At 63.8% G+C, this 14,983-nt stretch carries 9 protein-coding genes and 1 tRNA gene; 9 read left to right on the top strand and 1 reads right to left on the bottom strand.

All coding sequences use genetic code 11. The features are described 5' to 3' along the window. Entirely contained in the window at nt 1-3,054 is a 3,054-nt protein-coding gene (locus PVV74_RS17050; protein ID WP_274594047.1) for an efflux RND transporter permease subunit, read from the top strand. A gap of 43 nt (nt 3,055-3,097) precedes the next feature. Here the strand turns inward: PVV74_RS17050 and PVV74_RS17045 are convergent, their stop codons facing one another. Continuing rightward, nucleotides 3,098-4,402, bottom strand: a complete 1,305-nt coding sequence (locus PVV74_RS17045; protein WP_274594046.1) for an ATP-binding protein — start codon at nt 4,400-4,402, stop codon at nt 3,098-3,100. Between the two features lie 46 nt (nt 4,403-4,448). On the opposite strand from PVV74_RS17045, the gene PVV74_RS17040 reads away from it, so the two are divergent. The 8 genes from PVV74_RS17040 to PVV74_RS17010 form a co-directional block, all read left to right on the top strand. Continuing rightward, nucleotides 4,449-5,351: an MBL fold metallo-hydrolase gene (locus PVV74_RS17040; protein ID WP_274594045.1), complete on the top strand. Its 903-nt coding sequence runs from the start codon at nt 4,449-4,451 to the stop codon at nt 5,349-5,351. A 70-nt stretch (nt 5,352-5,421) separates the two neighbouring features. Continuing rightward, a tRNA-Asn gene (locus PVV74_RS17035) sits at nt 5,422-5,496 on the top strand. 1,067 nt (nt 5,497-6,563) lie between these two features. Beyond that, on the top strand, nt 6,564-8,255 hold the full coding sequence (locus PVV74_RS17030; RefSeq protein WP_274594044.1) for a glycine/sarcosine N-methyltransferase: 1,692 nt from the start codon (nt 6,564-6,566) through the stop codon (nt 8,253-8,255). A 70-nt stretch (nt 8,256-8,325) separates the two neighbouring features. Further along, entirely contained in the window at nt 8,326-9,198 is an 873-nt protein-coding gene (metF, locus tag PVV74_RS17025) for a methylenetetrahydrofolate reductase [NAD(P)H] (RefSeq protein ID WP_103761026.1), read from the top strand. A gap of 15 nt (nt 9,199-9,213) precedes the next feature. After that, entirely contained in the window at nt 9,214-10,287 is a 1,074-nt protein-coding gene (locus PVV74_RS22890) for a homocysteine S-methyltransferase family protein (RefSeq protein WP_443217228.1), read from the top strand. Further along, nucleotides 10,284-12,950, top strand: coding sequence for a methionine synthase (gene metH / locus PVV74_RS17020; protein WP_443217227.1), 2,667 nt, complete (start codon nt 10,284-10,286; stop codon nt 12,948-12,950). The genes PVV74_RS22890 and metH overlap by 4 nt, the downstream gene beginning before the upstream one ends. A 66-nt stretch (nt 12,951-13,016) precedes the next feature. Then, nucleotides 13,017-14,207: a methionine adenosyltransferase gene (gene metK, locus PVV74_RS17015; protein WP_103761828.1), complete on the top strand. Its 1,191-nt coding sequence runs from the start codon at nt 13,017-13,019 to the stop codon at nt 14,205-14,207. Between the two features lie 34 nt (nt 14,208-14,241). Then, nucleotides 14,242-14,983: adenosylhomocysteinase (locus PVV74_RS17010; RefSeq protein ID WP_274594043.1), on the top strand; the 742-nt coding region annotated here is incomplete at its 3' end.

Below are 14,983 nucleotides of genomic sequence, written 5' to 3'. Positions count from 1 at the left end.
ATGTCCATCGCACGCGCCTCGATCGACAGGTCGTTGATCACGTGGATCCTGATGCTGACCTGTCTGATGGGCGGGATCTGGGGATTTGCCACGATCGGCCGGCTGGAAGACCCGGCCTTCACCATCAAGAACGCCATCGTGATCACGCAGTATCCCGGCGCCTCGGCCGAACAGGTGGCGCGAGAGGTCAGCGAACCGATCGAGTCCGAGATCCAGAAGATGGGCGAGATCGACTTCATCACCTCGTCCAACAAGCCGGGAATCAGCCGGATCTCGGTGAACATCGAGAGCACCTATGACGGCACGGAACTGCCCGCGATCTGGACCAAGCTGCGCAACCGGGTCCAGGACGCCACGCGCAACCTGCCGTCCGAGGCCGCGCGTCCGATCGTAAACGACAATTTCGGCGACGTGTTCGGCGTGTTCTATGCCTTTACCGCCCCCGGCTTTTCCGATGCGGAAGTGCACGAGATATCGGAGTACCTGAGGCGCGAATTGCTGGCTGTGGAGGGCGTGGCCGACGTGGCGCTGGCGGGCCTGCCGTCGGAGGCGGTTTACGTCAACGCGCGGACCTCGATCATCAGCAACCTGGGCGTCAGCCCCGACGCAATCGCCGGTGCCCTGTCGCAGGCCGACACCCGCACGCCCGCCGGCAGTTTCCGGCAGAACGGGCAGGATATCCGCATCCAGGCGCCCGAGGGGTCGGACACAGTGGACGAGATCGCCAACCTGACCATTGGCGTGGGCGGCGACGTGATCGACCTTCTGGACCTCGCGCAGGTCGAGCGTGACCGGGTCGCGGAACCGACCGAGATTATCCGGTTCCAAGGCACGGAGGCGTTCACGCTGGGGGTCGCTGGCAAGGCGGATCTCAATATCGTGGACGTCGGCAAGCGGGTGGATGCGCGGCTGGCCGAACTGATGCGCGACGTACCTGCCGGGGTGGAACTGCACCCGATCTACCAGCAGCACGTGGTGGTGGACGAGGCCTCGAACGATTTCCTGCTGAACCTGGCCATGTCGGTGACGATCGTGGTGCTGGTGCTGGCGGTCTTCATGGGCTGGCGCTCGGCCGTGGTGGTGGGGTCGACACTGCTTCTGACGGTGGTGGGCACGGTGTTCCTGATGGCCATCTTCGGGATCGAGATGGAGCGGATTTCGCTGGGGGCGCTGATCATCGCGATGGGGATGCTGGTGGACAACGCCATCGTGGTGGCCGAGGGGATGCAGGGCGACATGGCGGGCGGCAAGTCCGCCCGCGATGCGGCCGAGGACGTGGCCGGCAAGACCCAGACGCCCCTGTTGGGTGCGACGGTGATCGGGATCATGGCCTTTGCGGGCATTGGCCTGAGCCCCGACGCCACGGGCGAGTTCCTGTTCTCGCTTTTCGCGGTGATCGGCATGTCGCTGCTCTTGTCCTGGGTTCTGGCGATCACCGCGACGCCGCTTCTGGGGCATTACTTCTTCAAGGTGGGCAGTGGCGACGCTCATGACCCCTATGCCGGGCCGCTCTTCCGCGCCTACCGCGCGGTGCTGTCCGGCGCGCTGCGGGTGCGCTACCTGGTGATCCTGGCGCTGATCGGGGTGACGGTGGTGTGCTACATGGGATTTGCGCAGGTCAAGCAGCAGTTCTTTCCCGATTCCAACACGCCGCTGTTCTACGTGCATTACAAGCTGCCCCAGGGCGCCAGCATCCATCGCGTGTCGGAGGACATGGCCCAGGTCGAGGCGTGGCTGGCCGAGCGCGACGACGTGGTGTCGGTGGCCACCTTCATCGGTGGCGGCGCGACGCGGTTCATGCTGACCTACGCCCCCGAGGAGGCGCTGCCGACCTATGGCCACCTGATAATCCGCACCGAGACCCTGGAGCAGATCCCGTCGCTGCGGGCGGATGTCGAGGAATTTGGCCGGACCGCCCTGCCCGAGGGCGAGTTCCGCACCGAGCGGCTGGCCTTCGGCCCCGGTGGCGGGGCGCCTATCGAGGCGCGGTTCTCGGGGCCCGACCCCGATGTGCTGCGGCAGCTGGCCGATGAGGCGGCAGGGGTCATGGTCGGTGCGTCAGACCGGCTGGTAGATCTGCGCACCAACTGGCGCGAGCGCGAACTGACGCTGGTGCCGCGATTCGCCGATGAGCGGGCGAAAGCGGCGGGTGTTGCGCGCGACGACCTGGCCCAGGCGCTTCAGTTCGGGACCGAGGGCGTGCAGGTGGGGTTCTACCGCGAGCAGGACCGGCTGATCCCGATCATCATGCGGGCCGACAGCGCCGGGGGTGAGGGCGCGGAACACCTGGCAGACCTGCCGGTCTATTCCGACGCGGCGCAAGCCTATATCCCGGTGGCGCAGATCACCGACGGGTTCGGGTGGGAAGCACAGAACACGTTCCTTGTGCGGCGCGACAGGGTCCCGACGATCTCGGTTCAGGCCGGGGTGCCCGCGGGCGAGAATGCCGCCAGCGTCTTTGGTCAGTTGCGCGGCGCGGTCGAAGCGATGGATCTGCCCGAGGGCTATGCCCTGGAATGGGGCGGCGAATACGAAAGCTCGACCGAAGCGCAGACGGCATTGGGCAAGCAGTTGCCGATATCGTTGATCATCATGGTGCTGATCTCGGTTCTGCTGTTCGGCAAGATCCGCCAGCCGGTGATCATCTGGCTGCTGGTGCCGATGAGCGTCAACGGCGTGGTGATCGGCCTGTTGGGCACCGGCCTGCCGTTTTCGTTCACGGCGCTGCTGGGGCTGCTGAGCCTGTCGGGGATGCTGATCAAGAACGGCATCGTACTGGTCGAGGAGATCGACCTTGTACGTGCCGACGGCGTGCCTTTCCGGCAGGCCGTGCTGGATGCGTCAACCTCGCGCCTGCGGCCCGTGGTGCTGGCGGCGGCTACGACGATCCTGGGGATGATCCCGCTCTTGTGGGACGCGTTCTTTGCCTCGATGGCGGTGACGATCATGGGCGGGCTGGGATTCGCCTCGGTGCTGACGCTGGTGGCCGCGCCGGTCTTTTATTACAGCTTCTTTCCCAAGGAACGAAAGGCCGACGCCGCCGCAACAGCCTGACACCGGGCCCCTGCCCCCGGCCCTGATCGTGGCCCAACGCCTGTCAGCGCCCGATCACCAGGTCGACTTGCAACCCGCCAAGGCGCTCGCTGCTTCCCAGGCGCAGCGTGCCGCCATGGGCGCGGGCGATATCCATCGCGATGGCCAGGCCCAGCCCGACCCCGGTGCCGAGGTTCTGGTTGCGGGCCTCGTCCAGCCGGGCGAAGGGTTTGAGCGCCTCTTCGCGCTGCGACTGCGGGATGCCAGGGCCGTCATCCTCGACACGAATGCGCAGGGCACGGTCGGTCAGCTGGACCGACACCTCGGCCCTTTTGCCGTAGCGCACGGCGTTTCCGATCAAATTCTCGACCGCGCGCCGCACTCCGCCGGGGCGCAGTGCCACATCGCCCTGCCCTTCGCAGGGGCCAAGCTCGACGGCCTTTCCGGCACGCTGGAACTCCTCGACGATCCGCGCGACGAGGGCCTGCGGATCGGTGGGCTCGGGTGTCGTTTCCTGCGCACCGCGGGCGAAATCGAGGAATTCGGTGATCAGGCGTTCCATGTCGGACACGTCCTTTTCCATCGGGCCGCGATCCTCGGCGTCGAGCATCGAAAGGGCCAGTTTCAGCCGCGTGATTGGCGTGCGCAGATCGTGGCTGACCCCCGACAACATCAAGGTGCGCTGTTCGATCTGGCGCTCTATACGGGCGCGCATGTCAAGGAAGGCTGCCCCCGCCGCGCGCACCTCGGTCGAGCCCGACGGCCGATAAGCGACGTGGCGGCCGCGACCGAACGCCTCGGCCGCGCTGGCCAGGCGTGTGATCGGGCGCAGCTGATTGCGCAGGTAGAAATAGGCGATGATCGTCATCAGCGCGGCGAAGAAGAACATGTAAACCAGCAGTTGATGCGGGTTGGAGGCCGACACGCGCCGACGGTCGAAGGTCAGCCGCACACCCTCGTTCTGCATGGCGAAATACAAGTGCACGACCTGGTCATCGGGCAGCTCGAGCGCGTGCAGCATCGGCAGAAGCCGGTTAAACTCGGCAATCACGTAGCCGCCTGTGAAGTCGTACCAGCGGCGCCTGTCGCCTTCGGGGAGAGCGTCGAGCGGCATTTCCTCGACCGAGATACGCAGGTTCCGCGCCAACCGCGAGTCGCCGATTTCGGACGGTGGCAGATCGGCGTCGAGCAGAACCACGACCTCGCGGCTGGCGGTGCGGGTCATCTGCTTGGTCACACCTTCGAAATGGCGCTGCACGAAGACGATCGAGACCACCAGCATCAAGGTGATCACCGGCAGCAGCAGGATCGCGATGGCGCGACCGTAAAGCGACCGGGGCATATAGGGTTTGAGCCAGCGAAAGGACATGCGCTAAACCTATCCGCGACGATCAGGATCGGAAAGAGCCAAGCATATGGATGAAGACCGCCCCACACCCGGCGTCGCCGAGGAACTTTCGCCGGGCCTGCGACGGGTACTCGCCGACAACCCCTCGCCGATGACCTACTGGGGGACGAATACCTACCTGGTGGGTACGCGCGACATCGCGGTGATAGACCCCGGACCCGACAATGCGGCACATCTGGCCGCCATACTGGGCGCGTTGACCCCGGGACAAAAGGTGAGCCACGTGCTGGTCACGCACAGCCACGTCGATCATTCGCCGCTGGCGCATCGGCTGGCGCGCGAGACGGGCGCGCAGGTGCACGGCTTCGGACCGTCGGGAGCTGGGCGCAGCGCCATCATGACGCGGCTGGCCGCATCAGGACTCGAGGATGCGGGCGAAGGCGTGGAGGCCGGCTTCGCCCCGGACGTCGCGTTGAGCGATGGCACGGTGATCGAAGCCGAGGGTTGGGCGCTTGAGGCACTCTGGACCCCTGGGCATCTTGGCAACCACATGGCCTTTGCCATGGGCGACACTGTGTTTTGCGGTGACCTGGTAATGGGCTGGGCCAGTTCGCTGGTGGCGCCGCCGGACGGAGACCTGACGGATTTCATGGCCTCCTGCCGTCGGATGAGGGCCCGCGGCGCAAAGGTGTTTCATTCGGGTCACGGCGCGCCAATCAAGGACCCGATGGAGCGGCTCGACTGGCTGCTCGCGCACCGCGAGGGGCGCGAAGCGTCGATCCTAGGTGCGCTGCGCGACGGCCCGGCAGACGCGCAAACCCTGGCACGGCGCATCTACACCGACACGCCCGTCGCGCTACTTGGCGCGGCCGCAAGAAACGTTCTGGCGCATCTCATTGATCTTCATGGAAGAAACCTGGTTGTCCCGGATGGAAACCTGACCGCGACCTCGCGTTTCGAATTATTGTGAAGGCGGCGAAATTTTTGTCACAATCCCTCTGGACGCCGCCAGACGAGGTTGCTATATCCGCCCCCGGTATTCCGGCGTAGCTCAGCGGTAGAGCAGTTGACTGTTAATCAATTGGTCGTAGGTTCGATCCCTACCGCCGGAGCCAAAAATCAACAGAACACAAGCCTTTACGAGCAAGCTGTCTTTGGGCTCTCCTTCGTTTTGGTGCGCGGGTAAATCTGGGGTACAAAATAACCTCGAACCTCAACAACGAAAAAAGCGCCGGCCCGTGGCACCGTCACAAGCCTCTACAACGCCGTGGTGCGCACTATGCTTGGGGACCCACTGCGCATCGGAGGGCATTCGCTTGCCAATACTGTCGATCCCGACAACGCTAGTTCCATGACTACTGACCACCGTTACGTTTGACGGTCTGCCTAAAGGTGTCCTGATCTCGAGTCGTCGGACTGTTGGGGAAATTGTTTCTGTCGAAAGAATAAGCCCTCGGCTTACTTTGAACATTCAAACTGGACCACTCAGGTGCGCCTGATCATTTCCCATATCACGTCCAGGCTCGAATGTGATCTTGGGACCAATCGCGACGCTTGGCTGACAAGAGCGACAACCTAGCCGGACGTCCGGATTACCACGTCCTGGTAACGTCGCTTGTTTGTGTTGTCCGTCATTCGGTTCCCGAACATGAAGGAATGGACAATCAGGTGGAGAGACTATTGGCGCGTGTCTTACCACTTCGAACCGGGTGAGACTGAATGAAGTTATCCTGTCTGACGTGGCTCGGCGAACCCGCAAGAAATTAGCTTATCGAAGCATAACCTGAACTGCCGCTGGTCGCGATTCTTCGGGTTATCGCCCGGTGAGGCGTGACGGCTAATTTTTGAGCGTTAAATTTATTAAGCCTTTATAGGTATTTGAGTGAGTCATTGCGCGATTTCATGAAAATTCCGCACACAAAGGTTGAATACGCTTCAGTTGAAAAGGTACGCAATGGGACATTAAAGGCCGGCGAAAACTTCTATAAACGAAATTTTCCGGCTGGGCGGCGAGGTCCAAACCGATCCGACCGCCAGTGATCACAGGGATCTGCCCACGCAACGACGTGCGGACTGAACAACGACAACCCTGACGGTACCGCCTCTGTGTTCCGCACCGCGGAATCCGGAAGCCCGGTTGCGGCCAAGTGCGGGCTGCCGTCACCAGATAACGGAGAGAGACATGACCAGCGATGTCGCCGGCAACGCCGAACTGACGATGACCAAGCAGACCTACAGCAAGGATCCGCTGGCAGACCGCGAGACGGGACATTATCGCAAGGAATACGTCACCAGCTTCGTCGACAAATGGGACGAGTTGATCGACTGGGACGGTCGCGCCCAGAGCGAGGGTCAGTTCTTCATCGACATCCTGAAGGCGCGCGGCAAGGAACGCGTGCTGGACGTGGCCTGCGGGACCGGCTTTCACTCGGTGCGCCTGACCGAAGCGGGTTTCGACGTCACCGCTGCCGACGGCAACGCGGCCATGGTCGCCAAGGCGTTCGAGAACGGCCAGAGCCGCGGCCTGATCCTGAAGACGGCCCAGGCGGACTGGCGCTGGCTGAACCGGGATATTCACGGCAAGTACGATGCGATCATCTGCCTGGGCAACTCTTTCACCCACCTTCACGAAGAACAGGACCGCCGCCGCGCCCTGGCCGAGTTCTACGCCGCGCTCACGCATGACGGCGTGCTGATCCTCGACCAGCGGAACTATGATGCCATGCTCGACCACGGCTTTTCGAGCAAGCACAAGTTCTATTATTGCGGCGACGATGTCACCGCCGAGCCGGACCATATCGACGACGGGCTTTGCCGGATGCGCTACAGCTTCCCCGACGGGTCGTCCTACACGCTGAACATGGCCCCGATCCGCAAGGATTACATGCGCCGCCTGTTCCGCGAGGCCGGGTTCGAGCGCGTGCGCACCTATGGCGATTTCCAGGATACGTATGCCGAGGAGGAGCCCGACTTTTTCATCCACGTCGCCGAGAAATCGGCCGAGCACGTGGCCCGCTGGGGCGGTAACGGCGCCGATGGAAACGCGGATATCCGCGATGTCGCGGAAACCTACTATGACAGCGACGATGCCGATACGTTCTACTCCACCATCTGGGGGGGCGAGGACCTGCATATCGGGCGCTACGCGACCACCAAGAACATCCGCGAAGCCAGCGACCTGACGATCGAAAGCATGATCGAGGCGCTGCCCGACCTGAAAGCCGGATCCCGGGTTCTCGACCTTGGTGCGGGCTATGGCGGGGCGATGCGCACCGTCGTGAAGAAGACCAGCTGCGAGGCTGTCTGCCTTAACATCTCCGAGACGCAGAACGAGTATAACCTTGGCAAGGTTCGCGCCGCGCGGCTGGCCGACAAGATCAGCATTCGCCACGGCGTATTCGAGGACGTGCCAGAGGCCGACGAGAGCGTCGACGTGGTCTGGAGCCAGGACGCCTTCCTGCATTCCGACCAGCGCGACCAGATCCTGGCCGAGGCGTTCCGCGTGCTGAAGCCGGGCGGGCACCTGATATTCACCGACCCGATGCAGGCGGATGACGTGCCCCAGGGCGTGTTGCAACCCGTCTATGACCGGCTGCAACTCAACAGTCTCGGGTCGCCGGGGTTCTACCGCCAGACAGCCGAGGGGCTCGGCTTCGAGACCGTACAGCAGGAGGATGCGGTCGGAGATCTGCGGGCGCACTATGCCCGGGTCCGCGAAGAGCTTCTGGCGCATTACGACGAATTGCGCGAAAAGGGCTGCTCGGCCGAGTATCTCGACAAGATGGCGGTTGGCCTGCAGAACTGGGTGAAGGCCGCAGATGACGGCCACCTCGCCTGGGGCATCCAGCATTTCCGCAAGCCCGTAAAACACTGAAGTCCACGACGGGGGCGCCGTGGCGCGCCCCCGCCCTTTCGCTCCCGACCACCGAGATGGAGACACGCACATGACAGGTACGTCCGACACGCCGTCGATTTCATTCGAGCTTTTTCCGCCCAAGTCGGAGGCCGGTGTGACCCGACTGCGCGATACCGTGGCGCAACTGAGTGCGGCCGACCCGGAGTATTTTTCGGTCACCTACGGCGCCGGAGGCACCACGAGGGACCGCACCGCGCGCATCGTCGAGATGGTGGGTAACCGCACGGGGCTGCCGGTGGCGCACCACTTCACCTGCGTCGGCGCCAGCCGGGCCGAGATCGACGCCCAGGCCGAGGCGTTCTGGGAGACCGGCATGCACAGTATCGTCGCGCTGCGCGGGGACCTGCCGGAGGGCCAAAGCCTGCCCGAGGATGGCTATAACGATGCCGCGGAACTGGTGGCGGCACTGCGCCGCAAAGGCGAGTTCGACATTTCGGTCGCCGCCTACCCAGAGGTGCACCCCGAGGCCCGCGATGCCGCTGCCGACATGGACCACCTCAAGCGCAAGATCGATAACGGCGCGGCGCGAGCGATCACGCAATATGCTTTCGACACCGACACCGTGCTGCGGTTCGTCGATCGCGCGCGGGCCGCGGGCATCGACGCGCCGATCGTTGCCGGGATCATGCCGGTCGCCAATTTCGAGGGGCTGAAGCGGTTTTCCGCAGGCTGTGGCGCCTCGGTGCCCGACTGGATGGGCCAGATGTTCGACGGGCTGGACGAAGCCCCTGAAACCCGCGCGATGGTGGCGACGGGCGTTGCCGCCGAGCAATGCCGCCGCCTGATGGAAGCCGGGATCACCGACTTTCACTTCTATACGCTCAACCAGCCGAAAGTCACGCTGGCTGTCTGCAGGACATTGGGGCTGACACCAAGTATTGTGGCCGAGAACGCCGCTTGAAGGATTGAAGAACGCATGACCAAGACCAACGACATAGCCGCCGCCAACGCCGACCGCATCCTGGTGCTGGACGGGGCGATGGGCACGATGATCCAACAGGAAAAGCCCGACGAGGCCGCCTATCGCGGTGCGCGGTTCAAGGATCATCCCAGTGATGTGGGCGGCAACAACGAGCTGTTGACCCTGACCCAGCCCGACATGATTCGCAAAATCCACGAGGATTTCCTGCATGCGGGCGCCGACATCCTGTGCACCAACACCTTCGGCGCGAACGCGATCAGCCAGGCCGATTACGACATGACCGACCTGGTGGTCGAGATGAACACCGAATCCGTCCGCCTTGCGCGGGAGGCCGCAGACGCGGTCGCCACGCCAGACCGGCCGCGCTGGGTTGCGGGAGGCATCGGCCCGACCAACCAGACGGCCAGCATCAGCCCGGACGTGAACGACCCCGGCTTCCGGGCGGTGACGTTCGACGACCTGGCCCGCGCCTATGGCGAGGCGGCGCGCGCGCTGATCGAGGCGGGCGCCGACCTGCTGCTTATCGAGACGATCTTTGACACGCTGAACGCCAAGGCCGCGCTTTTCGCCATCGACAGCCTGTCGGACGAGGGCCTGACCATTCCGCCGCTGATGATCTCGGGCACCATCACCGACCGTTCGGGGCGCACCCTGACCGGCCAGACGCCCGAGGCGTTCTGGGTGTCGATGAGCCACGCGCGGCCCTATTCCATCGGGCTGAACTGCGCGCTGGGCGCGGGCGAGATGCGCCAGCACGTGCGCACCCTGTCCGAGGTGGCCGATACACGGGTCAGCGCCTATCCCAACGCCGGCCTGCCGAACGAGATGGGCGGCTATGACGAAACGCCCGAGGAAACCGCCGAGCATCTTGAAGAGTGGGCGTCGTCGGGGCTGGTCAACATCGTGGGCGGCTGTTGCGGCACCACGCCCGAGCATATCCGCGCCATCGCGGAGGCGGTCGCGGGCAAGGCCCCGCGCAAGATCCCGCAGAAGGTCAAGCGCATGCGGCTGAGCGGCCTGGAGATGTTCGAGACACAAGGCGCGGACGTTAAGGAGGGCGCAGCATGAGCACCGGAGTTGCCAGTTTCATCAATATCGGCGAGCGGACCAACGTCACCGGCTCGGCCAAATTCAAGAACCTGATCATGGACGACGACTATGCCACCGCGCTCGACGTGGCCCGGCAGCAGGTCGAGAACGGCGCGCAGATCATCGACGTGAACATGGACGAAGGGTTGCTCGATTCAGAGCAGGCGATGAAGACCTTCCTGAACCTGATCGCGTCGGAGCCGGACATCAGCCGCGTGCCGGTGATGATCGACAGTTCCAAGTTCGAGGTGATCGAGGCCGGGCTGAAATGCGTGCAGGGCCGCGCCGTGGTCAATTCGATCTCGCTCAAGGAGGGCGAGGAGGCGTTCCTGGAACAGGCCCGCACCGTGCGGCGCTATGGTGCCGCCGTGGTCGTAATGGCGTTCGACGAGAACGGTCAGGCCGAAACCGCGAAGCACAAGTTCGACATCTGCAAGCGGTCCTACGATCTGCTGGTCGAGAAAGCCGGGTTCGAGCCGTGGGACATCATCTTCGACCCCAACATCTTTGCCGTGGCGACGGGGATCGAAGAGCATAACGACTATGCCAACGCCTTTTTCGAGGCGACCCGCCTGATCAAGGAGGCGATGCCGGACGTGCATGTCTCGGGCGGCCTGTCGAACGTGTCCTTCAGCTTTCGCGGCAACAACGCGGTGCGCGAGGCGATGCACTCGGCGTTCCTCTACCACGCGATCCCGCTGGGGCTGGACATGGCGATCGTCAATGCCGGGCAGATCACGGTCTATGACGACATCCCCGAAGAGCTGCGAGAGCATGTCGAGGACGTGCTTCTGAACCGCCGCGACGATGCCACCGAGCGCCTGCTGGAGATTGCCGACAAGTACAAGGGCACCGGTGAAGCCTCCAAAAAGGAAGACCCCAAGTGGCGCGAACTGCCGGTCGAGAAACGGCTGGAACACGCGTTGGTCCACGGCATCACCGACTATGTCGTCGACGATACCGAGGAATGCCGCCAGCGCGCCGAAAAGCCGCTCGACGTGATCGAGGGGCCGCTGATGGACGGCATGAACGTGGTGGGCGACCTCTTCGGGGCGGGCAAGATGTTCCTGCCGCAGGTGGTGAAATCCGCCCGCGTGATGAAGGCCGCCGTGGCGCACCTGCTGCCCTTCATGGAAGAGGAAAAACGCCTGTCGGGCGACACCTCGGCCAAGGGCAAAGTGATCATGGCGACGGTCAAGGGCGACGTGCACGATATCGGCAAGAACATCGTCGGCGTCGTGCTGCAGTGTAACAACTACGACGTGGTCGATCTTGGCGTGATGGTGCCGGCCGAGGATATTCTCGCGGCGGCGAAGAAGGAAAAGGCCGATATCATCGGGCTGTCCGGTCTGATCACCCCGTCGCTTGACCGGATGGTCGACGTGGCCGCCGAGATGAAACGGCAGGAGTTCGACCTGCCGCTGCTGATCGGCGGGGCGACCACCTCGAAAAAGCATACCGCGCTGAAGATCGCGCCGGAATATGAGCATGGCGTGATCCATGTCGATGACGCGTCCAAAGCCGTCGGCGTGGTCTCGAGACTGCTGTCCAAGACAGCGCGGCCGGACTTTCTGGCCGATGTCGTCTCCGAGCAGGACAAGCTGCGCGACGGGATGAAAGGCGCCGGCGACCGGCCGACCGCTGCGCTGGCCGAGGCGCGTAAATCCAGGTTCGACGGCGGCTGGGAGAGCTACACGCCACCTGCCCCGCAGACGCCGGGCCTGACGGTCATCGACGACATGAACATCGCCAAGCTGCGGGAGTTCATCGACTGGACGCCGTTCTTCAACACCTGGGAGATGAAAGGCAAGTTCCCGAACATCTTCGACGATCCCGACAAGGGGCCCGCCGCGCGCGAACTGTACGACAACGCGCAGAAGATGCTGGACCGGATCGAGACCGAAGACTGGTTCAGTCCGCGCGGCGTGGTGGGCCTCTGGCCAGCAAATGCGCAGGGCGACGATATCGTCGTATGGGCGGACGAGGACCGCAAGACCGTGCGCGCCCGCATGCCGCAGCTGCGCCAGCAGCGCAGCAAATCGAACGGCCGGCCGCAGATGTGCCTTGCCGACTTCGTCGCGCCCGAGGGCACCGAGGACTGGGTGGGCGGCTTTACCGTGACCGCCGGGCGCGAGGTGCACGACATCGCCGACCGGCTGAAGGCCGAAGGCAACGATTACGACGCTATCATGGTGCAGGCGCTGGGCGACCGGATCGCCGAAGCCTTTGCCGAGGCATTGCACGCCCGCGTGCGGCGGAGCCTGTGGGGCTATGCCGCCGATGAAACGCTGGATAACGAGGCTCTGATCCGCGAGCAATATCGCGGCATCCGCCCTGCCCCGGGCTATCCGGCCAACCCGGACCACACCGAGAAGCGCACGCTGTTCGACCTTCTGGATGCGCCCGAGCATACCGGCGTCACCTTGACCGAAAGCTGCGCGATGTGGCCCGCATCGGCGGTTTCGGGGCTCTATTTCGCCCACCCTGACTCGGCCTATTTCGGCATTGGCCGCATCGGCCCCGACCAGGTGGCCGACTACGCCGAGCGCAAGAGCATGAAGATTGCCGAGGTGGAGGCGTGGCTGCAACCCAGCCTGTCCTACACGCCCGACAAGTCATCGGCCGATCGAAAGATCGCCTGACCCCTGCAAAAATCCAATTTTTGCCAAAAGCGACCCAACCCCACGACAGTGGAGAAAGGAACGATTATGAGCGACAAGTCATGGCTATTCACCAGTGAATCGGTGTCCGAGGGGCACCCCGATAAGGTCTGCGACCGGATTTCGGACGCGGTACTGGATGCCTACCTCGCCGCAGATCCGCAATCGCGCGTGGCCTGCGAAACGCTGGCCACCACCGATCACGTCACCATCGCCGGCGAAGTGCGCGGCCCGGAAAGCGTGCTGAAGGAGGTCGAGCAGATCGCCCGAGATGCAATCCGCGACATCGGTTACGAACAGCATGGCTTTTCCTGGAAGGATGCAGAGATCGTCTGCCGCCTGCACGCCCAATCGGCCGATATCGCGATGGGCGTCGACGAGGGCGAAAAAGGCGAGGAAGGTGCCGGCGACCAGGGCATCATGTTCGGCTATGCTTGCAACGAGACCGAGGAGTTGATGCCGGCGCCGATCCAGTTCGCCCACAAGATCCTGCGCACGATGGCCGAGGACCGGAAATCCGGCAAGCAGCCGAATTTCGGGCCGGATGCCAAAAGCCAAGTGACGTTGAAATACCAGAACGGCAAACCGGTCGGCCTCGACACCGTGGTCGTCTCGACCCAACACGCCGAAGGACTGAGCCAGGACGACGTGCGCGCGCTGGTCGAGCCCTACATCACCGATTGTTTCAAGACCGAGGGCTGGAGCCTGCCGTCGCAGGACAAGATCATCGTCAACCCGACCGGCAATTTCGTCATCGGCGGCCCGGACGGTGATGCGGGCCTCACCGGCCGAAAGATCATCGTCGACACCTATGGCGGCGCGGCCCCGCATGGCGGCGGCGCGTTTTCTGGCAAGGACCCGACCAAGGTGGACCGCTCGGCGGCCTATATCTCGCGCTACATGGCCAAGAACGTGGTCGCCGCCGGGCTGGCCGACAAGTGCCAGATCCAGCTGGCCTATGCCATCGGCGTGCCCGAGCCGGTCGCCCTCTATGTCGACACGCTGGGCACGGGCCGGGTCGACGAGACCAAGCTGGCCAGCACCCTGCGCGAGATGGTCCGACTGACCCCGCGCGGCATCCGCGAGCATCTGGGCCTTCTGAAGCCGGTCTATGCACGTACCGCTGCCTATGGCCATTTCGGGCGCGTCCCGGACGATGACGGCGGCTTCAGCTGGGAACGCACGGATCTGGCCAGCGAACTGGCCCGCACCTTCGGCGTATCCGCCGCAGCAGAATGATCCGAAACATCAGAACGAAAAAAGGAGACGCGACATGAACAAGCCAGAGAGAGTCAGTCCCGCGGACAGCGCGATCCGTGACATCGCTCTTGCCGGTTTCGGCCGCAAGGAGCTGGACATCGCCGAAACCGAGATGCCGGGCCTTATGGCCCTGCGCGAGGAATACGGGTCTAAAAAGCCGCTCAAGGGCGCGCGCATCGCGGGGTCGTTGCACATGACGATCCAGACCGCCTGCCTGATCGAAACGCTGGTGGCGCTGGGCGCGGAGGTCCGCTGGGCCTCGTGCAACATCTTTTCCACCCAGGACCACGCCGCGGCCGTGATCGCCGAGGGCGGCACGCCGGTCTTCGCGGTCAAGGGCGAGACGCTGGAAGAATACTGGGATTATTGCGACCGCATCTTCCAGTTCGAGGACGGCGGCGCCAACATGATCCTGGACGATGGCGGCGACGCTACGCTCTATATCCTGATCGGCGCGCGGGTCGAGGCTGGTGAAACCGAGCTGATCGAGACGCCGACCTCCGAAGAGGAAGAGTGCCTGTTCGCCCAGATCAAGAAGCGCATGGCCGAAAGCCCCGGCTGGTTCACCAAGCAGCGCGAGATGATCAAGGGCGTCAGCGAGGAGACAACGACCGGCGTGCATCGCCTTTACAAGATGATGCAGGAAGGGCAACTGCCGTTCCCCGCGATCAACGTGAATGACAGCGTCACCAAGTCGAAGTTCGACAACAAGTACGGCTGCAAGGAAAGCCTTGTCGACGGTATCCGCCGCGCCA

It is taken from the genome of Roseovarius sp. SK2 (assembly GCF_028807495.1).
GTDB classification, from domain to species: domain Bacteria; phylum Pseudomonadota; class Alphaproteobacteria; order Rhodobacterales; family Rhodobacteraceae; genus Roseovarius; species Roseovarius confluentis.
Note: the sequence above shows the minus strand (reverse complement) of the source record. Positions and strands in the feature narration are given on the sequence as shown.